Source organism: Empedobacter tilapiae (assembly GCF_004785645.1).
Taxonomy (GTDB): domain Bacteria; phylum Bacteroidota; class Bacteroidia; order Flavobacteriales; family Weeksellaceae; genus Empedobacter; species Empedobacter tilapiae.
Genome location: NZ_SRPE01000008.1, coordinates 34618 through 54977 on the forward strand (window position 1 = coordinate 34618; position 20360 = coordinate 54977).

Below are 20360 nucleotides of genomic sequence, written 5' to 3' on the forward strand. Positions count from 1 at the left end.
ATAACGAAAAATGTAGTTACTTCGCATACCAATTTTTATCATATGAAAAACTTGTTTTATATCGTGATGATTAGTTTATTAACATCATGTGCTGCAATTCATAATGTTCCTACTTCGCAAAATCCTAATAATTTTATTCAACCAAATACAACAAGTTCATTTGTTGATCAAAATGGAAATTTTTATCCAGATAATTGGTTAAAGTCTTATGGGAAGCCACCTAAAAATGCAAGTAGAAGAGATTATTCGTTAATGAAAATTGCAACAGAAAATAATTTTCAAGATCAATTGATTAATTATGAAGATTTGCGTTTGAAAAATATTGAAAAAAGAGTTAAAAATAAAAAACGTATAATCATTTTTGTACATGGGATTGATAATGATTATTTATTTAGTTTAAAAAATTATAATAAGGCCAAAACTTATATGAATATTAACTCATCAAAAGATGAAGTGATTAACTTTTATTGGGATGGATTAGTGAACGAAAGTCTTTTTGGAGCTGCAAAAGTTTGGGTAAGTGCAACGACAAATAGTCAGATGGCAGGAGTTTTTGGACTTCGTAGAATATTAAATGTAATCCATAATAAAGAAGTATATTTGATTTCGCATAGTCGTGGAGCTTCGGTAGTTCTAAGCTCATTAGTTAATCCATCGTTGAGAGGAAGTGAAATAAAACGAGCTGAAAATGCACATCATGTCGATTTTACGAATGCAAAAGTTTTGCTAGAAAATAACAACAAAATTTATAGTATAATGTTGGCACCTGCAATAGGAAAGATAGACTTTACAACAGATGCTAATCAATTGAAAGTTTTTTCACCACAGTTAAAACGAATGCATATTACAATCAATAATACAGATTATGTTCTAGGTAAAGGGAAGATTGGTTTTTTATCTGAAAATTTGATTGCAACAGATTTTGGTTACAAAAAAGATTTATTTAATGAGCTTTCTAAAAATTATACATTCTTAGAGGAAACAGATTTTTCTGGACAAGATTCGCACGAGTTTAGAGAGTATATCATTAATCCGAAATTTATTTCTATCCTGAAAGAGTTTAAGTTAGCAAAGTAAAGTAAGTATTATTTTTGTTTTAAATAATGTTTTCCGCCAAGAAATTCTAAGTGCATATAACTCATTGTCTCTTCGAAAGGTAAAAAGAATTTATCATCCAAATGATTTCCAATAGAAGTTGTCATAACACGTACTTTTTTACCCATTAATTTTCGTCCAATAGTTTCTTGAGAACCAATTAAATCAGTTAGTCGATCAAAAAATATTTTCATCAAACTGCTCATTGAATACCAATAAACTGGAGTTGCGAAAATTATTTCATCAAATTCTAAAATCTGGTTGATGATTTCTAAGAATTGATCTTTGTCAGAATAAGTTTCATCATAATTATAAATTTCAATAGTATAATCAATCAGTTTTAAAGTTGTTATTTCAGGATAAATTTCCTGAATTAATTTAGTTGTGTTTCCATTTTTATTATGAGAACCGTTTATAATGATTTGTTTGTTCATTTCTTAAATTCAATTACTTCTAAGTTTTCAATTTTTCCTTCGTTTAATTCAAAACGTAACATCGTACGAACCTTTTGAAATCCATGTTTACCAACTGCACCGGGGTTCATGTGAATTAAACCCAATTGTTTATCTGGCATTACTTTTAGAATGTGTGAATGTCCACAAATAAATAATTTCGGAGGATTTTCTGTGATTTCTTTTCGAATTGCAGGATTATATTTTCCTGGATAACCACCAATATGCGTAATCCAAACATTAACACCTTCTAACGTAAATCTATTGTTGAGCGGAAATTCTGCGCGAGCTTTATTATCATCAATATTTCCATAAACAGCACGCAATGGTTTTATTTCAGCCAATTTATCGGTCACAGAAATATCGCCAATATCTCCAGCGTGCCAAATCTCGTCTGCTTGTTGCGCATATTCCAAAATTCTATCGTCGATATAAGAATGCGTGTCCGAAAGTAAAAGAATTTTCTTCAAAAGGTTGTATTTTTGTTGCTCAAATTTACAACAATTGCGATATTTTTTAGAATTAGCATACAACGGAAAAAATTATTTTGGTTATCAAATTCAACCCAATCAAATTTCAGTTCAAGAAGTTATTGAAGATAGATTGTCTAAAATATTAAGAAAAGAAATTTCGATTGTCGGTGCAGGGCGTACAGATTCTGGTGTTCATGCAAAAAAGATGTTTATTCATTTTGATTATGATGATGAATTGTCGGTTGATTTAATCAAAAAATTAAATTCTTTTTTACCAAAAGATATAGCCACTTATCGTTTATTTTTGATGGATGATGAAGCACATGCTCGTTTTGATGCAACTTCTCGTTCGTATAATTATTTTATTTCACCTTTCAAAGATCCTTTTGCTTTTGATAGCGCTTGGATATTTAATAGAGAGTTGGATGTGGAAAAAATGAATGAAGCAGCAAAATTGTTAATTAAGCAAGGAGATTTCGGAAGTTTTGCTAAATTACATACCGATGTGAAAACAAATATTTGCGATGTGAGAGAGGCTTTTTGGCGAAAAAATGAATACGGGCAATTGGTTTTTCAAATAACAGCTGATCGCTTTTTACGAAATATGGTGCGTGCAATTGTTGGAACATTAGTAGAAGTTGGATTAGAAAGAATTTCTATCCACGATTTTGAAGAAATTATTGAACAAAAACAACGTTCTTCGGCTGGGGCTTCTGCGCCAGCGCAAGGATTGTATTTAGTAGATGTTCAGTATCCAAAAGAATTATTTAAAAATGAGTTCAAATAACGAAAATACATCGTTTGATTTTAATGGATTAAAACGTGTTTTACAAATTGGGGCGCAAAGCAAAGTGATGTTTTGGTCAGTAGTTTTTGTGGCGGTTTTTAGTGCGTGTTTTTCTGTTTATCGTCCGTATTTAACGGGAAATATTATTGATGATTATATTCAGACAAAAGATTTGCCTGGACTTCAAATGCAAATTGTAAAACTAGCTTTGGTATTAGTTTTCGAAGGAATTTTGTCCTTCTTTATGGTTTATTTAGCGAATGTTGTTGCACAGCGAGTTATCCGTTTATTACGTGTTCGTTTGTATAATCATTTGATCAAATTTAAACTTGGTTACTTTGATAAAACACCAAATGGAGTTTTAGTGACACGTTCAGTTTCTGATATTGAAACAATTGCTGAGGTTTTCAATGATGGAATTTTAGTGATGTTGGGCGATGTATTGAAAATAGTTTTCATCGTTTTTGTGATGTATTGGATGAACTGGGTTTTGGCAACTGTGGTGATTATTATTCTTCCATTGATGATGATTATTACACGATTATTCCAAAAAGCATTGAAAAATGTTTACCAAGAAGAACGTACAATTGTAGCGAAGTTGAATACGTTTGTTCAAGAACGATTAACAGGAATGAATATTATTCAGGTTTTTAATCGTCAGCAAGCAGAATACAATAAATTCGTTTCAATTAATAATGATTTAAAGAAAAATTATTTAAAAACAGTTTTCTATTTTTCATTAATGTTTCCTGTTGTCGATATTATTTCGGCTTTAGCAACGGGAAGTTTGATTTGGTTTGGAGGTCTTAGAACAGCTGTTTATGGAGATGTTTCTGTTGGAGATTTGATTGCTTTTACACAATATGTAACGTTGTTAACTGCGCCAATGCGAGCAATTGCTGAGCGTTTCAATACCATTCAGCGTGGTTTGGTAGGGGCAGATCGAGTGTTCAAAATTATCGATGATGATCAAACGTTGCCAGATAATGGAACAATAAAATTAGATCATGTAAAAGGTAAAATCGATTTTGAAAATGTGAAGTTTTCTTATGTTCCGAATAATTTGGTATTGAAAGGAATTTCTTTTTCGACAAAACCAGGCGAAAAAATAGCAATTGTAGGTGCGACAGGAGCAGGGAAATCCACAATTATTAATTTATTGAGTCGTTTTTATGATATTGATTCTGGTACGATAAAAATAGATGATGTCAATATTTATGACATGGATTTGAAAAATCTTCGTCAGCACGTAGCGGTTGTTTTACAAGATGTTTTCTTATTTAATACAACGATTTACGACAATATTGTTTTAGGAAATAAGAATATTTCGTTGAAAGAAGTTCAAAATGCAGCAAAAATTATTGGAATTGATAATTTTATCATGTCATTACCAAAAGGTTATTATAGCGAAGTAAGCGAGCGTGGTGCAACACTTTCTGTAGGTCAGCGACAGTTGATTTCATTCTTGCGAGCGTATATTTACAATCCAGAAATTTTGGTTTTAGATGAAGCAACTTCTTCTATTGATACAGAGTCGGAAGAATTAATTCAGAAAGCAACGGATAAATTAACACAAGGTCGAACATCTATTATTATAGCGCATCGTTTGGCTACGATTCAAAACGCAGATAAAATTATTGTGATGGATAATGGAATGATTGTTGAACAAGGTACACATAACGAATTGTTGGCTCAAAAAGGTTATTATGCCAATTTATATGAAGTCCAGTTTTCGAAAGAAAATTAAAATTTTAACAAAAATAAATCGTTAGAATTGTTTAAATTGTACAATCAAAAATATTAACTATAAAACTCTAATTTAAAATGAAAAAATTATTTTTAGCTGCTGCAGTATTAGGTGTAGTTTCTTTATCTTCTTGTAAATCTGAAAAAGAAAAAGTAGATGCAAAAGTAGAAAGCACTCAAGAAAATGTAGCAAATACAGTAGAAGAACAAGTTGAGGCAGGAAAAGAAACGATGGATCAAGTTGCTGATGTAGCAAAAGATTTACCAACTTTTTCTGATCCAAAAATTACTGAATTTGTTGGAAAATATAACAAATGGGCTGCTGATATGAAATTAGCTGCGACTGCTGGTGACGCAAATAAATTAGCTGAATTGACAAAACAATCAGTAGATTTCCAAAAAGAATTACAAGGTTTTACACAAACATTGAAGCCAGAAGACGCAAAAAAATTACAAGATTGGACAGCTGAAATTCAGAAACAATTAAACAAATAATTAAATTTATATTTAATGATGAGCTCGAATTTATTCGAGCTTTTTTTATGGATTAAATTATGATTTATGATATAGATTGATAATATAATAATCCATATCTTTATCACAAAAATTTATAGATATCAATTTTTAATATATGACATTAGTACAATTACAATATGTGCTGGCTGTTGCTGAGCATAAGAACTTTACAATTGCTGCTGATAAATCGTTTGTAACTCAACCAACTTTGAGTATGCAAATTCAGAAATTGGAAAAAGAATTGAATATTGATATTTTCGATAGATCATCACATCCAATCAAAATTACACAAATTGGAGAGAAAATAGTTGCTCAAGCGAAAACTATTTTAATGGAAGCTAACCGAATGAAACATCTTGTAAACGAAGAAAAAGGTTTATTAGAAGGTGATTTCGTAATAGGTGTTATTCCAACTGTTTTACCTTCTTTGGTTCCTTTGTTTTATAAGACTTTCCAAAAAAATAATCCAAAATCAAATTTGATTATTAAAGAATTACAAACAGATAAAATTGTAAAAGGGATAAAAGATGGTTCCTTAGATTTTGGAATTGTTGTTTCACCTTTGTTTGAGGATCAGATAATTGAAAGACCGTTATATTATGAACCATTGGTAGGTTATGTACCAACTGGTCATCGTTTAGCAGATAAAGAAAGAATAAACGAAGATGATTTAGATACTTCCGATTTATTAATTTTGCAAGAAGGACATTGTTTTAGAAATAACGTTTTAGCTTTATGTGATACATCGAATATGAAGAATCGTCCGATAAAATTAGATTCAGGTAGTTTCGAAGCTTTGATTAAATTAGCGAATGACGGTTATGGAATGACATTACTTCCTGCTTTAGTCGCTGATGATTTACCAGAAGAATATTTACGATTTGTAAAGAATTTTGAATCTCCTGTTCCAACTCGTGAAGTTTCATTAATTTTTCACCAATCTCAATTAAGAGATTCTTTTGAAAAAGAATTAATTAATACAATTCAAAGTATTTTGAGAGGCAAGATATTCTTAGAAAAAGATCAAAAAATTGATGCGAATATGGTTTCGTTACCAAAAAAATAAATTTCTAAATGAACAAAAAAGCGACCTATTTTTAGGTCGCTTTTTTGTTTTTGTATATATTATGGAACAATCGTCGTAAATAAATATGTAGCAAAAAGTGTTAGTAGAACGATTCCTTGTTGGATGTTTGTACGTCCTGAACTTAGTGATAAATAAACTGTAAATAATGATAAAACTAATAATACAGATGATTTAGCATCGATTCCTAAAGTAACTTCTAATCCTGTAAAATAACAAACAATAGCAACAGCAGGAATTGTTAATCCAATTGATGCTAAAGCTGATCCTAAAGCTAAATTAAGACTTGTTTGTAAACGATCTTTTTTAGCAGCTTTATAGGCTGCTAATCCTTCTGGTAATAAAATTACAGTTGCAATTACAATTCCTACAAACGATTTTGGAGCACCTAAATCCATTACAATAGACTCTATTGTTGGAGATAGTTTTTTAGATAATAGAACAACAGCTACTAAAGCTATAATTAATAAAATTAAACTCGAAATAGTAGTTAGTAAGTTTGGTTTTTCTACGTGCAATTCAGAAGCAACATTATCAGAGCTATTAGGAGGAAGAAAATAATCTCTGTGACGAATAGTTTGAACGGAAATAAATCCACCATATAAGATCAATGAGATAATTGCTACAAAAATTAATTGACTAGATGAAAATTCTCCTCCCTTTTCAGATGTTAATAAATTAGGTAAAATCAAAGTAAGAATAGAGATAGCTACTAACGTGATAAGGGCAGTAGAAACACCTTGTTTAATAAAGTTTTGTTCCCGATAACGTACACCTCCAGCTAGTAAACAAATACCTATTATTCCTGTTAGAATAATCATAACTGCTGCAAAAACGGTATCTCTAGCTAATACAGATGGAATTCCTGATGGTTCTGACATCATTAATGAAACAATAAGCGAAACTTCAATAACAGTTATGGCTAAGGCTAAAATAATAGTTCCAAAAGGTTCACCAACTTTATGCGCTACAACTTCTGCATGATGTACAGCTGCTAGAACTGCAAATATTAATATAACTCCTAAAACACTTGAAAACCAAATATGTTCTTTAAAGCTATCAGAAAGTACTAATGAAATTATTGCAAGAATTGGACAAATAATAGTCCAATAAGGTAATGCTAAATTGAATTTTTTTGAAATAAAGTTATTTACATGCATCAAATATATGAATTTAGATTAGTTGCAAAAATAATAAATAATATTGATAATTTATATATATAATTATCATGAATATTAATAATCTTATTTTTTTTATGTTAAAATAAAACATTAAACTAATGATTGTCATAAGTTGACAATTAATAAAAAATTAAATTTGCAGTATGTTAAATGTATCTGACGAGAAGTTAAAAAAATGGTTCAGTACAGCTTGTGTATGGGAAACAGTAAGTTGTGTGCTTTTATTCTTAGTGGCAATGCCAATGAAATATCAATTTGATTATGTCTTACAAATGCCTTTTGCAGGATGTTTTCATGGTTTTTGGTTCACAGCTTATTTGGTGTTACTTTTTAAAGTTAGAAAGATATATAAGTGGGACGACGAGGACCTTATTTTTTATGTGATGTATGCATTTATACCATTTGCAACTTTAGCAGTTCATAAAGCAATTAAGGAGGAGAAAGAATAATAAATTTGTTAGTTACTTTTATTGTTTAGCTCAATAATATCAGATTATGAAGGAGAATAAAGACAAACGAAGTACTATGCAAAAGTTAGTAGATGATACTTTCTTCTTGTTTTTAATGATTCTTGGAGCTTTTTGTATTTTGATTATTCTTGTTGTAGTGTAAAATGAAATTGTTTGATACTTATTTTTGTTTCTATATTTTGAGTTGGATTTTCATTAAACTAACGCGAGTTTATTCCATAGAAATTGAGTATCTAAACCATTATTTAACCGATTTTTTTGCAGTTCCTGCAATGACACATTTAGGAAGTTGTATTATTTCAAGATTAAAATACAATAATCAAGTTTATGTTTATCCAACAAGTTATTTGGTAATTACTGCTTTTGTTTTGAGTATTTTATTAGAATTTATTATGCCAAAATTTTCTTCGAATTATACAGCAGATATAATGGATGTTGTCTGTTATTTTATGGGAATTGTTTTTTACTTAAAATTCCATAAACCACATGTATTAGAATTTAAGAATAAGATTATTGAATATTAAATTTCTTTAAGAATTTATAAATTTCTTGATTTGCTCCATAGATTACCAATACATCATCTTTTGTAATTACTGTATTTGATGTAGGAAAACCTTGTACTTCTGGAACAATTTTATATTGACCTAAAAAACTAGCTTCTTCTTTGTTTTTAATGATTGTCATTACCAAAATATTATGTTGCTTTTTGAATTGGATTTCATCAAATGTTTTTCCAACCAATTCATTTGGTGTTACAACCTCTATAATACTAAACTCTTTGTTTAATTCAAAAGAATCTACAACTCCTTTTACATTTAGTTTTTTTGTCCAACGTTCTGCAGATTCAGCTTCGGGTCGAATAATTTCTGTAACTCCAATTGCTTGCAAAACATTTTCGTGTAAAGAATTGATAGAACGACTAATCAAACGTTTTACATTTTTATTTTTAAAAATAGCAGTAGCCATAATATTGGCACCTTCATTTTCTCCAATACTTACAATTACAATATCTGTATTATTTAGTGGTAATTTATTAATTGATAACTCATCTGTTGCATCTAAACAAATGGTATAGGATAACTTATCTTTCAAAGCTTCAACGCGTTGAATATTATTGTCAACACCGATAATTTCGTGACCAAGCTTTACCATTTTCTTACCAAGCGCTGCACCGAAATTTCCTAAACCTATAATTATTATTTTCATAATTTTCTTTTAAATTAAAATATCATCTGATGGATAACGATAATTAGATGAAACAGTTTTCTTAAAAAAAGCCATCAAAATTGTAATCATTGAAACACGACCAATAAACATCATTGTAATGACAACAATTTTACTTGGATCTGATAATGTAGGTGTTAAATTTAATGATAAACCAACAGTAGAATAAGCTGAAAAAGCTTCGAATGCAACATCAATAAGATGTAAATGATTATCAAATTTTGTTATTAAAAATATTCCTATTCCAATGACTAAAAAAGATAAGGTCATTGTAGCAAAAGCTTTTTGTACATTGATAGGGCTTAATTCTCTTTTGTAAATTTCGATTTTATTTTTTCCGCGTGCAATATTAATAAAATTAAGAATTGCAATTGCAAAAGTACTCGTTTTAATTCCTCCTCCTGTTGATGCTGGTGAAGCGCCAATCCACATTAACAAAATAACCAAAAGTATGGAAGAGAATTGTAAGTGAGAAAAATCTATATTATTAAAACCTGCTGTACGAGGCGTTATGGCGATAAATAAAGCTGAAATAAACTTTCCGAAACCTTGATGTTGTCCTAATGTAGAATAATATTCTTCGAAGAATAATATGATTGTAGAGATAATTAGTATTGTTAATGAGGTGATTAAATTAACTTTAGAACTTAATGTAAAAACCCAATTCTTACGATTATTTTTATTATGGAGGATTTTTGAAATTAATTTTCTGATTAAATAATCTGTATAACGTAGAATATTAATCAAGATAGGAAAACCGATTCCTCCTAAGAATATCAATGTGATTAGAACAGATTGAAATCCATAATTGTGAACAAAACCTTTGTTCATTAATCCATTTGGCAATGTAGAAAAACCTGCATTACAAAAAGCCGAAACTGAATGAAAAATACTAAAAAATAATTTGTCAACAATACTAATATTATAAGGTGCAATTGAAATATAAATTAATACAGCTCCTACTAATTCGATACCAAAAGTTAAATAGATAATCCTTTTTACAAAAGAAAAAACTTCACTCAAAGAATCGTTGTTTGCAATACTTCCTAATGCTATTTGATTCTCATAAGAACTATTTCCTTTGAAAAAATAAGCAATATATCCAGCAAATGTCAAAATACCTAAACCTCCTGCTTGTATTAATAACATTAAAATAAAATGACCAACAGGCGTATAAGTTATATAAGTATCAACAGAAGTTAATCCTGTTACACAAACTGCGCTCGTCGCTGTAAATAGTGCGTCTAGAAAAGAAATCGGATGATATGTTGCTTTTGGCAACATCAGTAAACAAGCTCCTCCAAAAACTAAAATAAAAAAACTGAAAATAAATAATTGGGGAGGAGTAATTACAGAACGTTTGAAATTAAGGTTAGGTGTAGCAATTTCTCTTACTAATTTTAAAACAATAGCAAATTGCAAATATTTGCTGACAAAAAACCAACTATAATCGGTTATTTGGATTTTAATGCAATAAAGAATAAATAGTATACTTACTATATCAAAAATGATGACTCGCGGAATAATTTTTTCTTTAAAATAAAGATATTTAAGTATTGTTCTTAAAATTCCGACAGATAGTAGAATGATAAAAAAAATGTTTATATAAAGTTTGTACTCAACAGGAAATCCAAATCCAAACATTACCAATAATGCTATAATAGCTAATGTGTACGATATTGAAAGGATTACGTTAAAAAACTTATTGTTTACTAAAATTCGAAACATATTTGTTTCATAATAATTAAAAAGGCAAATTTATAATTATGTATACTTCTTACAAGTTAATCATTACTTTTTTTTGAAAAGCTATAAATTAGTTATTAATGTTTTTAAAGATTTTCATTCTACCAACCATAAAAACCATAATCAACCCAAAGCAAGCAAATAACGCATAAGAATATCTCAAATCAAAAGCTTCAGCAATATATCCAATTAATGGTGGGCCCATCAAAAATCCTAAAAAAGATATGCTCGAAACCATTGCTAATGCAACACCTGGATTTACATTTTTGTTTTTTCCTGCTACACTATAAACTGTCGGAACATTACACGCAACGCCCAATCCAACCATCATAAATGCAATTGTACACACAATAAATTGAGGAAAAAATACCGAAAGCATCAAACCAGAAAACATCAAAATTCCACTAATTTGTATTACATGTTGTTTTCCGTATTTGCTGATAAAATAATCACCAACGAAACGTCCTGTTGCCATCATCACCATAAACGAAGCATAACCAACGACAACTAAATTCTGTGGAGCTTTTACAATATCTTGGAAATAAACACCACTCCAATCGAACATTGCACCTTCTGTTGCCATGCTTAGAAAACCTATAATTCCTAGTTTAACCAAAACAGTATCTGGTTTAGAAAATATCGATTTCTTTTCTTTTACTGGAGCTGGTGTAGAATCGACTAAATATTTTTTATTAATGAACCAACTCAAAATAATTAGTGCATAAATTATTACAAAATGATAAAATGTATTAATATGTAAATTCATCATCAATAAACCTATCAAAGCACCAGTAAAACCAGCTATACTCCACGCACCATGAAAAGATGACATAATCGATTTTCCATATATTTTTTCGACTTCAACTCCTTGCGTATTCACCGAAATATTGCACATGTTTCCTATTACTCCAAAGAAAAACAATACAGCACCTAATTGATAAAAGTTTTGAGCTAAACCAATACAACAAAGTATCAAAGGATAAATTAATACAACAATTCGTAAGACATGTTTACTACCAAATTTTGCAACTAATTTTCCTGAAAGTGCCATTGTACACAATTGACCAATTGGCATTAACAACAACAAAGTTCCCAATTGTCCTTCGGAAATTCCTAAATCCGATTTGATTGTTGGAATTCTACTTGCCCAAGAAGAAAATGCTAAACCTTGCGAAAAAAAGAATAGTGAAACAGCTAAACGAATACGATTTTTTTGAACAGATGATAATTCTGTAGATATACTCATGGCTAAAACAAAATGAATTGCAAATTTAAGCTTCTAATCTAAAATTATAAACTTAAATGTAAAATAGGGTAATCTTTGCCTTCTCCATCCTTTTCTGAGCGCGATTCAACGTTAAAACCTTGACTTAAATAAAAATCTGCGGCTTGTTTATTTTGTTCGTTTACATCAACTGATCTTACGTCTAATTCTTGAATAGAATATTCTAACAAAGCTTTTCCTATTCCTTTTCTACGAAAATCATTATGAATAAATAACATTTCAAGATTTTGTTCTGCTACACCAACAAATCCTACAATTTGATTATCGATTTCGAAACCAAATAATGTAACACATGGAAAATAGTTAGGTAAATTTTCTTTGTAATATTCGAAATCTTCTTTCGCTAAGAAATCATGTGTATGTATAACTGCACTCTCCCAAATCTCTTTCAATCTTGAGAAGTCTTTCTCTCTTATTTTTCTAATCATTCCTAAATTTTATAGTTGCAAAGATATAAATGACTGCTTCAAAAAATTAAAAAAAAAATATTCTATTGAGAATCATTTTGTTAAAAAATATTTTAAAAATATTTGTTTTCAGAGTTTGGAAAAACGAAAAAGCGTTCTATATTTGCACTCGCAATACCGCAGTAGACTGCGTTATTGGAGAGTTGGCAGAGTGGTCGAATGCGGCAGTCTTGAAAACTGTTGAGGGTCACACCTCCGGGGGTTCGAATCCCTCACTCTCCGCTGAAAGGGATTCTATCATTTAGAATCTCTTTTTTTTGTGTATATTAATAAGTTTTTCTCCTTTATTTTCAAATGGTTAATCGAAAATAAATCGATCATCGTAGGTGTTCGATAAATACCATTTTCATAGTATAAATTGCTGTCGAACACCATGTTTACAAATTCTCTTTTCTGTAAAGTATTGCTTTAGAATAAACAAATTTCATATCCGTTAATTGATTCAGATTCTTTTCTAAGATTTTAAAAGCAATTTGTTGATTAGCGCTATATTGCTCTATTGCCCCTCTAAGAGTTATAATTTTGTCATTTTAAACAAAAAAACAACGTTGATACGTATCCTTGCTTACTTCGTTTTTAATACATTCTACTGCCACTATGTTGCCTTCATCTTGCCTTGATGTTGGGAGTATCCTGCTACTATTTATAAATAGATTATTATATTATAGTTGAACGCAAAAAATAATAGGTCAACTAAAATGTATTTTTTGATGTATCTTCTTCGACAATCCTTCGACCGTTGTTCGAGAAAACACCTTTTTTCTCGAACCATTGTCGAAGGACACTCGAACAAACCTCGAAAAATCTAGTTATTTTGTTACTAAAAAATATTGACTACAAAATAAGAAGTACACCTTGTTGAGTAAAACAAAAAACCTCCTTAAAATATCATCTAAAGAGGTTTTTATTTATACTATTCTGTGTTTTTGTACCTAAAAATGGAGTTGCGCATCAGTTACCCATGTTATACGCTGTATTATGTTTTAATTTAGATGTATTATTTTTATTTGTAATCAAACTATGTTCGAAATCCTTTTTTAATGATTTATAATACTCCTTACTTTTAAATAGAACAGAGTTAACTATTTTTGAATCATCTTTTTTTCTTTTTTCAAGATCAGAAAGAATGAAATCTGATATGTATTGATATTGTTTTTCTACCTTATCTAAAGTATTATTCTCAAAATATGTGATTAATTTTCCGTTAATTGAGTTTGCATTCTCATTTGTATGTAATAATAGAATCTTAAACAATGCTAATATTTCAAAGTTTGCATATTGTATGAAATCATATTTTAAATAGTCTTGTTCGTTATTTTTCAGATTATTCGTGTCTATTTTATCTATAATAGATTTTATTGCTTTTCTTTTTCTATCTATTAATAGATGTAGTAAATATGCAACATACATGTTGTCATATTTAGTTTCATTATTAAATATTATTTCATACAAACCATTATTTTTAATTTTATTTGAGACGAAAATTAATTTTCTATTTTGCTTTGCATTAAATGGGTCATTAATGAAGTAAGCTAAATATAATTGTCCAAAAGTTTCATTAGTTATTACTGAAACCCCTTTAATCTTTTTTCTAAATTCTCCACGTCTAGTTTCGTACCAAACATTTGTGTTTTTTAGAAACTCTTTTTGAATATTTAGTTGAATCTCATCATTTGCATGAAAATCTCTTTCACTAATAGGATTTTGAGAGTTTGTGTATCTTGTAACTTTTAAATCAAAATCATCACCACCAGATTCTAATACCCTAAAGGTTATTAAAGCATTATGATCCATTTTTTTTCTTGTTTCATCATCAGCATACTTATAGGAATCATAAATGCTGTAAACTGTTTGTGCACCATTTATAACCTGAATACCATTAATAGTTACAATATCTGAATCAGAATGAAAATCATCAATTCTGTCTGTTATTGCTGTTATTCCATTATTGAAGTACCAAAAATTTATAGGATTATTTTTTACAGTATTCTTTATTTCTTCATTAAAATGAGATGATGTTAATGGGTTCCTAATATTTTTATAAAATAAAGATTGTCCGAATTTATCGAACATCAAATATATTTGAGAAGGTTTTATGATGAATATATTCGATTTAAATGGTTTATCTACGTATATAACTTGATTTTTTTCAAACTTTAATTCGAATTCTGACTTAGGGATATAAGGAGTTTCAATTGGATTATGAGTTTTTATACCTTTAAATTCAAGCTCAATATATTGTTGTTTCAAGGAATTGAAGTCAAGTAAATCAAAAGATATCAAGTTCGAAATAAAATCGTCTATATGCTCTTTTAGATTTACATCTCCATTGCATAAAGCTAGAAATAGAAATTTTACTTTTCCATTTTTTCTTTTGTGTTTTAAAAATTTTTCATATTGAATATTAAAATTTTTATTTACTTCTGATTCTTTTTTTCCTGATAAAATTATTCGAAAATCAGTTAGACAAGACTTTATTTCTTTGCTTAGCTCATTTGATTTATTTATATTTTTCTTAGAAAACCATTTTGCTTGAACTACATAATAAATCTCTTTCCCTTCTTGATCTGTATTTGAAAAAATTAAATCGCATGAAGAATCATCATTTCCTTCAGTTATGAATTTTTCTAGTTCTGATATCTCACAGTTTGGTAAATATCTTTTCAGAAACCAAATAAGAAATAAAAATGATTTTTGACCATTTTCATCTTGTTTTTGAAGATGCTCATTTTTCTTAAAAGTTGGTTTTAATTTATTGATTTCATTGTCAATAATATCGTAGAATATTTCATTCTTCATTTGCAGTTATGTTGATTTAATATAGCTTATAACATTGTTTTTTCACGAAACTGATCTAGCATTTATTTCGTAAAAAAACACCTATATCTTTATATCGCTAAATAACAAATATATAAATTAATCTAATTTATAACCATTATTGTATAATATATAAATAGAAAATACCTTTTTACTTTTTCTATTACTTTTTTAAGAAGTACTAATCTATTAATTCTTTAAGACTAATATCTAAAGCGTTACAAATTTTTAATAAAGTAGAAAATAAAAAATCTTCCTTACCATTTTCTATATCACTGATTTTTGATCTATCAAATTTTGGAATTTTTTCAGCCACTTGTTTTTGAGTAAGTCCCTTCTCTTTTCTCTTTTTCTTTATTTTTTCGCCGATTATCTTATAATAAGTTGTATAATTTTCCTTCATTGTAAAAAAATAATTGTGGTTTTATTGCCACATTAAAAAATATTATTATATTTGTATAAGCGAATTGATAATTAGACTTTTAATAGTCATTATTAAACGATGTAATCTCGAACCGTAACGACCAATTTTATCTTCGAGAGTATCGTGAAATCGCTCCATGTCTCAAAAGTTTTGTACTTTCGCATACGGCATGGGCGGTTTTCACATATGCTTTAGGAGATAACTTTTAAACTTTCGAGTTTATAAGCTGGGTTTGGTCGCCCACGGTACTAAAGTGTGAAGCCGCCTTGCTTTTTTTGCAAGTATTTCTTCATACACGAGAAACATCGTTCCATAAAACCCAACACAAAATGAGAACGAAACAATTTCCATTCATCCGTAAAAAACCACCAGACAAAGTCTGTTGGTGTTACTAATTCTTTTAAAGAACAATACTCCGTATTTATAGCATTTTTAAAACACGGATCGTAAAGCAAAGGGCTATCCTTTCTTTACACGCTCTCTATCAGAGCCTCGGTAATGAGACTTTGACAGTAATTGTTATACTCTTTTTTTCGCACATTAAAAGTAAACCCTTTATTGCCATTTTCCAAATTTATTGGGGTTCTGCTACCTATTATTTAGATGTGAGACGTGAGATTTTAGTATAGAGAGGATTCAATTATGAACAAATTAGATTTCTTGAAATGAAAAAATATTAGAGAAATAATATGTTAAAAAGTGTTAAATTCCTGTATCGGTGTATATCCAAAATGCCACTTTTCTGTATCGGTTGTGTATCCGCGCTGTATCCATTCTGTATCCATTGTATATGCGTTCCGTATGGTTTGTTCGGTGTTCGTGTATCGGAAGGGATAGGATTTTTGATTTACGACGTGGGATTTATGATGTAAAAAGTACAGATTAGATGTTAGATATGAGAATTGAGAGTTTAGAGTTGTAAAATGTAGTATTTATGATGTACAAAGTATTAAGTAAAATGTAAAAAGTAGTATGTATTCAGATTAAGGATGAGGTTTTGAGATAAGTTCAGAATGACAACGAATTTGAATATTGAAAAAGGATGAATAAACCGGCATTAAAACTCTCACGTTAAAAAGATTTTAGCCCGTAGGGTTTGTAAAATCTTTAGTGAAATGAGAACATTTTTAGTAGAGAGGTTTACGGCCTTGACTTTTTGGTTACTTTTTAGTCAAGTAAAAAGTGACATTATTAAAGAAAAGGAATACCTGAGTCACATCGTGACTCCTCCTCTTAATCTCAAATGTTATTAAAAATAAATTTGATTATTAATAAGAATAAAAATGCGTAAAACGTTAAGCGTAGATCGTAAACCGTAAAAAAATAAAACCCCTTTCCCAAAAACAAAGTTGGCGCGATGTACTGGAAAAGGAGAGGCTTTTAAAACTAATGTTGAATTTTAAAAACGATGTTAAAACGTAGAACGTAATACGTATCACATAAAACATAAATAAAACCACCCTTATTATGCTAGAAAAAGAATTTGAATTATTAAAAAAAGGCAATTCTACTGCTTTCGAACGTATTTATGTCAGATATAATAAACGCATCTTTTGGTTTGGAAAACAATTAATTATGGATGAATTTGTTGTGGAATGTTTGTTACAAGACGTGTTTCTGAAACTTTGGGAATATCGAGAGAAGATTGAATCTCCCGATCATATCTTTTTCTTTTTGAGGCTTGTAATGAAATACAGTTGCTATTCGCATTATGCTAAACCGAAGAATAAGTTTTTTAGAACTGTGAATTCGTTGGAGAATTATGAAAATTATCAAAGTTATTTGGCTGGATATGATCCCGCTGATGTAATAGAAAACCTGAACGAACAAGAAACACAACAGCACTATTTTGATGAAATTATAAAAGTATTACCCTTATTAAGTACTGAAAGAAAGCATCTAATTGAACTCTGTTTAAAACATGGATTTCAGTACAAAGCCATTGCTCATGCAATGGGAAGAGGAATAACCGAAACAAGTAACGAAATTAAAAGTGCTATAGCGGATCTTAAGAAGATTTTAAGTCATCAAGATAAGTTAATTATTAAAACCAAAACAGTCTCTACAGAAGAGAAGCTAGAAAAGATGACCAAAACACAATCGTTGATTTTACAACTTCGATGCGAGCATAAACAATCTTTTTCAACAATAGCTTCAACATTACAATTGTCTCAAAAAGAAGTGCACAACGAATTTATAGTCGCTTATAAATTTACCCAACAAAATAAAGCTCAATCCCTAAACTATTGATGATGGAAAAATCTACTTTAATACTCACTCGAAAAATACAGTTAATTGTTGATTTACCTACCCAAGAAGAACGTCAAGAGGTTTTAGAAACACTTTATAAATGGAGAAACAGGTGTTATAGAGCCGCCAATTTGATCGTTTCACATTTGTATATACAAGCGATGGTGAAAGAGTTTTTGTATCTCTCAGAAGGTATTGTACACAAGTTGGTTGATGAAAAGAAAGATGAAGCAGGAATCTTACAACGTTCGCGAATAAATACCACTTATCGGGTGATATCAGATCGTTTTAAAGGGGAAATTCCGATGAATATATTATCGTGTTTAAATAGTAGACTACAGAGTACTTTTAACAAAGATTACCAAGAATATTGGAGAGGAGAAGCTTCGTTAAAAAACTTTAAACGAGATATGGCATTTCCTTTTGGATTGGAAGGTATTAGTAAACTATCTTATCATCCCGAGAAAAAAAGTTTTTGTTTTCGATTGTTTCAACTTCCATTCAAAACCTATTTAGGAAGAGATTTTACAGGTAACAAAAAACTATTGGAACAAGTAGTAAATGGTGAAGTTAAACTTTGTACTTCGCAAATAAAAATAGAAAAAGGGAAAATATTTTGGTTAGCTGTTGTAGAAATTGAAAAAGAAAACCATCAATTACAACCAGAAACTATTGCAGAAGCTTCCTTATCATTAGAATATCCATTGGTTGTAAAAGTAGGTAAATCTAGACTTTCCATCGGAACCAAAGAAGAGTTTTTGTATAGAAGATTAGCGATACAAGCGTCCCGTAAACGAACCCAAGCAGGAGTAGCTTATGCGAAATCGGGCAAAGGAAGAACAAGAAAATTAAAAGCTCTCGAAAAAATGAGTGAATTAGAACGTAATTACGTACATAATCGATTACATGTTTACAGTCGAAAGCTAATTGATTTTTGCATCAATAATAAAGCAGGAACACTTATTTTATTGGATCAAGAAGAAAAAATAGAACTAGCTAAAGAAGAAGAATTTGTACTAAGGAATTTGAGTTATTATGAATTGATAACCAAAATAAAATACAAAGCTGACAAAGCAGGAATTGAGCTTATTATAGCATAAATTATAATTTTTGAGGGCGATTGTACACCCGTAAGGTGAGGTTGATTACGAACACTCACTAAATGTAATCAACATATACAACAGCTCACTTATCGTTCTTTCATCAACAAATAATGGCAAGAAATGGCAATGGATTAGAAAGTATGTATTTCAAATGTTTTTATACAAAAAACAATTTGAAGATAAAAAAAACTCGGATACAACTCTTAAGTCAGTTTTGGAAATGAATTTAAATAAATGAATTTTGAACAATATAAAAATTTTGTTTGTCTATGTTTAACCTTGATTGGGTAAATAATAGAAAATCAAATTTTAAAACACTATAATTTTGAGGGTGATTGTACACCCATAAGGTGAGGTTGGTAATAAACACTCACTAAATGTAAATTACATATACAACGCGTGGGTTCACTTACTTTCATCAATAATTAATAGCAGATACTCTTTGATGTTAAAAGCAAGATAATGAGAACGTATATTTGTCTGAAATTCGTATTTCGGAATTGGAGTTCGTTTACAACAAAGTGAATTTGTGGGAAAACATTTTTCATCTATCTATATTCAACTTAAAATAAAAAAATTAATAGAGATTCAATCCTCAAAACACTTTAATTTTCATCCACTATTTTCTCGGCTTATTAAAGAGTTTTTATCGGATAGGTGAAAGCATAACATCTGTCATCCTTTCAATGGCTGTGACAGCCAACTTTATTAAATATTTTTGATTATTCACTTTCATAAGTGATTTGATTAAAAAGGATAGATTTTCAATCAAAAGAAATAAAAAGGCAGCTAAGTTTGAAAGGACTCCCACGCTATAGCCAGCCAAAAGCTTACGGCATAATGAAACAGAAAAACAAAAATAAAGTTATTTTTTCTGTTTCACCCTTTGGGACTTAATCCGTTTCCTTTTGTCTCTGCACTGTCCTTTCCGATTTACTGCTTTCTTTTTCTCCTTTTTCTTTTGAAAACTAAATCTAAATAAAGATTTAGTTATTTTCAATTTCTTGTATATACATATAGTAAAATGCTTTTACATAAAAGCGTACAATTGTAATTACGTATTGATGTAAATATCTACTTACATATTTAAGTAAACATATATCCACTTGCTACTCTAAAAGCGTATTTAACTATCTATAAACATAATTCAGTAGTGTTATATTTCTTTTATACTATATATTCTGATTTTCTAACAGATTTGCAATCTTCATTTCTAAATGGTAGCATTTGGAATTTAGTG

The 20360-nt window shown here is 29.4% G+C and carries 18 protein-coding genes and 1 tRNA gene; 10 read left to right on the plus strand and 9 right to left on the minus strand.

Features of this window, described 5'->3' with window-relative positions; translation table 11 throughout:
- The first annotated feature begins 42 nt into the window (after positions 1-42).
- Entirely contained in the window at positions 43-1077 is a 1035-nt protein-coding gene (locus E4J94_RS11860; RefSeq protein ID WP_135836020.1) for an alpha/beta hydrolase, read from the plus strand.
- An 8-nt stretch (positions 1078-1085) separates the two neighbouring features.
- On the opposite strand, the gene E4J94_RS11865 is transcribed toward E4J94_RS11860, so the two are convergent.
- On the minus strand, positions 1086-1529 hold the full coding sequence (locus E4J94_RS11865) for a flavodoxin family protein (RefSeq protein ID WP_135836021.1): 444 nt from the start codon (positions 1527-1529) through the stop codon (positions 1086-1088).
- Positions 1526-2017, minus strand: coding sequence for a metallophosphoesterase family protein (locus E4J94_RS11870; protein ID WP_135836022.1), 492 nt, complete (start codon positions 2015-2017; stop codon positions 1526-1528). Before E4J94_RS11870 ends, E4J94_RS11865 begins: the two co-directional genes overlap by 4 nt.
- Before the next feature lie 34 nt (positions 2018-2051).
- Between E4J94_RS11870 and truA the strand changes: the two genes are divergently transcribed.
- The 4 genes from truA to E4J94_RS11890 all read left to right on the plus strand — a co-directional run bounded on the left by truA (position 2052) and on the right by E4J94_RS11890 (position 6135).
- Positions 2052-2807: a tRNA pseudouridine(38-40) synthase TruA gene (gene truA / locus E4J94_RS11875; protein ID WP_135836023.1), complete on the plus strand. Its 756-nt coding sequence runs from the start codon at positions 2052-2054 to the stop codon at positions 2805-2807.
- Positions 2794-4554: an ABC transporter ATP-binding protein gene (locus tag E4J94_RS11880; RefSeq protein ID WP_246034318.1), complete on the plus strand. Its 1761-nt coding sequence runs from the start codon at positions 2794-2796 to the stop codon at positions 4552-4554. Before truA ends, E4J94_RS11880 begins: the two co-directional genes overlap by 14 nt.
- 77 nt (positions 4555-4631) lie before the next feature.
- The gene (locus E4J94_RS11885; protein WP_135836025.1) at positions 4632-5048 is read left to right on the plus strand and encodes a hypothetical protein; all 417 of its coding nucleotides are present in this window, start codon (positions 4632-4634) and stop codon (positions 5046-5048) included.
- Between the two features lie 136 nt (positions 5049-5184).
- The gene (locus E4J94_RS11890; protein WP_135836026.1) at positions 5185-6135 is read left to right on the plus strand and encodes a LysR substrate-binding domain-containing protein; all 951 of its coding nucleotides are present in this window, start codon (positions 5185-5187) and stop codon (positions 6133-6135) included.
- A 59-nt stretch (positions 6136-6194) separates the two neighbouring features.
- On the opposite strand, the gene E4J94_RS11895 is transcribed toward E4J94_RS11890, so the two are convergent.
- Complete coding sequence (locus tag E4J94_RS11895; protein WP_135836027.1) at positions 6195-7313, minus strand: calcium:proton antiporter; 1119 nt, start codon at positions 7311-7313, stop codon at positions 6195-6197.
- A 164-nt stretch (positions 7314-7477) separates the two neighbouring features.
- On the opposite strand from E4J94_RS11895, the gene E4J94_RS11900 reads away from it, so the two are divergent.
- Positions 7478-7783, plus strand: a complete 306-nt coding sequence (locus E4J94_RS11900; RefSeq protein ID WP_135836028.1) for a DUF3817 domain-containing protein — start codon at positions 7478-7480, stop codon at positions 7781-7783.
- Positions 7784-7947: 164 nt separating this feature from the next.
- Positions 7948-8328 (plus strand): hypothetical protein, encoded by a 381-nt coding sequence (locus tag E4J94_RS11905; protein WP_135836029.1) that lies wholly within the window; start codon positions 7948-7950, stop codon positions 8326-8328.
- On the opposite strand, the gene E4J94_RS11910 is transcribed toward E4J94_RS11905, so the two are convergent.
- The 4 genes from E4J94_RS11910 to E4J94_RS11925 all read right to left on the minus strand — a co-directional run bounded on the left by E4J94_RS11910 (position 8315) and on the right by E4J94_RS11925 (position 12487).
- The gene (locus E4J94_RS11910) at positions 8315-9010 is read right to left on the minus strand and encodes a potassium channel family protein (protein WP_135836030.1); all 696 of its coding nucleotides are present in this window, start codon (positions 9008-9010) and stop codon (positions 8315-8317) included. The genes E4J94_RS11905 and E4J94_RS11910 overlap by 14 nt on opposite strands.
- Positions 9011-9019: 9 nt before the next feature.
- The gene (locus E4J94_RS11915; protein WP_246034319.1) at positions 9020-10450 is read right to left on the minus strand and encodes a TrkH family potassium uptake protein; all 1431 of its coding nucleotides are present in this window, start codon (positions 10448-10450) and stop codon (positions 9020-9022) included.
- Between the two features lie 394 nt (positions 10451-10844).
- Positions 10845-12020 (minus strand): MFS transporter, encoded by a 1176-nt coding sequence (locus E4J94_RS11920; protein ID WP_135836031.1) that lies wholly within the window; start codon positions 12018-12020, stop codon positions 10845-10847.
- 44 nt (positions 12021-12064) lie between these two features.
- On the minus strand, positions 12065-12487 hold the full coding sequence (locus E4J94_RS11925) for a GNAT family N-acetyltransferase (protein WP_135836032.1): 423 nt from the start codon (positions 12485-12487) through the stop codon (positions 12065-12067).
- 176 nt (positions 12488-12663) lie between these two features.
- Between E4J94_RS11925 and E4J94_RS11930 the strand changes: the two genes are divergently transcribed.
- Positions 12664-12748 (plus strand) — tRNA-Ser (locus tag E4J94_RS11930).
- Positions 12749-13477: 729 nt separating this feature from the next.
- Here the strand turns inward: E4J94_RS11930 and E4J94_RS11935 are convergent.
- Both E4J94_RS11935 and E4J94_RS11940 read right to left on the minus strand, forming a co-directional pair.
- Positions 13478-15325 (minus strand): AIPR family protein, encoded by a 1848-nt coding sequence (locus tag E4J94_RS11935; RefSeq protein ID WP_135836033.1) that lies wholly within the window; start codon positions 15323-15325, stop codon positions 13478-13480.
- Between the two features lie 199 nt (positions 15326-15524).
- Positions 15525-15746 carry a helix-turn-helix domain-containing protein gene (locus tag E4J94_RS11940; RefSeq protein WP_019977055.1) on the minus strand — a complete coding sequence of 74 codons (222 nt, stop codon included), beginning with the start codon at positions 15744-15746 and terminating at the stop codon, positions 15525-15527.
- Between the two features lie 1488 nt (positions 15747-17234).
- On the opposite strand from E4J94_RS11940, the gene E4J94_RS11945 reads away from it, so the two are divergent.
- Together E4J94_RS11945 and E4J94_RS11950 are read left to right on the plus strand one after the other, a co-directional pair.
- Entirely contained in the window at positions 17235-18017 is a 783-nt protein-coding gene (locus E4J94_RS11945; protein WP_135836034.1) for an RNA polymerase sigma factor, read from the plus strand.
- Positions 18018-18019: 2 nt separating this feature from the next.
- Positions 18020-19117 (plus strand): hypothetical protein, encoded by a 1098-nt coding sequence (locus tag E4J94_RS11950; protein ID WP_168801869.1) that lies wholly within the window; start codon positions 18020-18022, stop codon positions 19115-19117.
- The last annotated feature ends 1243 nt before the right edge of the window (positions 19118-20360 follow it).

Bases quoted from the DNA above. Each gene is read 5' to 3' on its own strand.
- E4J94_RS11860 (WP_135836020.1), top strand. From the start codon at position 43: ATGAAAAACTTGTTTTATATCGTGATGATTAGTTTATTAACATCATGT.
- E4J94_RS11865 (WP_135836021.1), bottom strand. From the start codon at position 1,529: ATGAACAAACAAATCATTATAAACGGTTCTCATAATAAAAATGGAAAC.
- E4J94_RS11880 (WP_246034318.1), top strand. From the start codon at position 2,794: ATGAGTTCAAATAACGAAAATACATCGTTTGATTTTAATGGATTAAAA.
- E4J94_RS11885 (WP_135836025.1), top strand. From the start codon at position 4,632: ATGAAAAAATTATTTTTAGCTGCTGCAGTATTAGGTGTAGTTTCTTTA.
- E4J94_RS11890 (WP_135836026.1), top strand. From the start codon at position 5,185: ATGACATTAGTACAATTACAATATGTGCTGGCTGTTGCTGAGCATAAG.
- E4J94_RS11895 (WP_135836027.1), bottom strand. From the start codon at position 7,313: ATGCATGTAAATAACTTTATTTCAAAAAAATTCAATTTAGCATTACCT.
- E4J94_RS11900 (WP_135836028.1), top strand. From the start codon at position 7,478: ATGTTAAATGTATCTGACGAGAAGTTAAAAAAATGGTTCAGTACAGCT.
- E4J94_RS11905 (WP_135836029.1), top strand. From the start codon at position 7,948: ATGAAATTGTTTGATACTTATTTTTGTTTCTATATTTTGAGTTGGATT.
- E4J94_RS11910 (WP_135836030.1), bottom strand. From the start codon at position 9,010: ATGAAAATAATAATTATAGGTTTAGGAAATTTCGGTGCAGCGCTTGGT.
- E4J94_RS11920 (WP_135836031.1), bottom strand. From the start codon at position 12,020: ATGAGTATATCTACAGAATTATCATCTGTTCAAAAAAATCGTATTCGT.
- E4J94_RS11925 (WP_135836032.1), bottom strand. From the start codon at position 12,487: ATGATTAGAAAAATAAGAGAGAAAGACTTCTCAAGATTGAAAGAGATT.
- E4J94_RS11935 (WP_135836033.1), bottom strand. From the start codon at position 15,325: ATGAAGAATGAAATATTCTACGATATTATTGACAATGAAATCAATAAA.
- E4J94_RS11940 (WP_019977055.1), bottom strand. From the start codon at position 15,746: ATGAAGGAAAATTATACAACTTATTATAAGATAATCGGCGAAAAAATA.
- E4J94_RS11945 (WP_135836034.1), top strand. From the start codon at position 17,235: ATGCTAGAAAAAGAATTTGAATTATTAAAAAAAGGCAATTCTACTGCT.
- E4J94_RS11950 (WP_168801869.1), top strand. From the start codon at position 18,020: ATGGAAAAATCTACTTTAATACTCACTCGAAAAATACAGTTAATTGTT.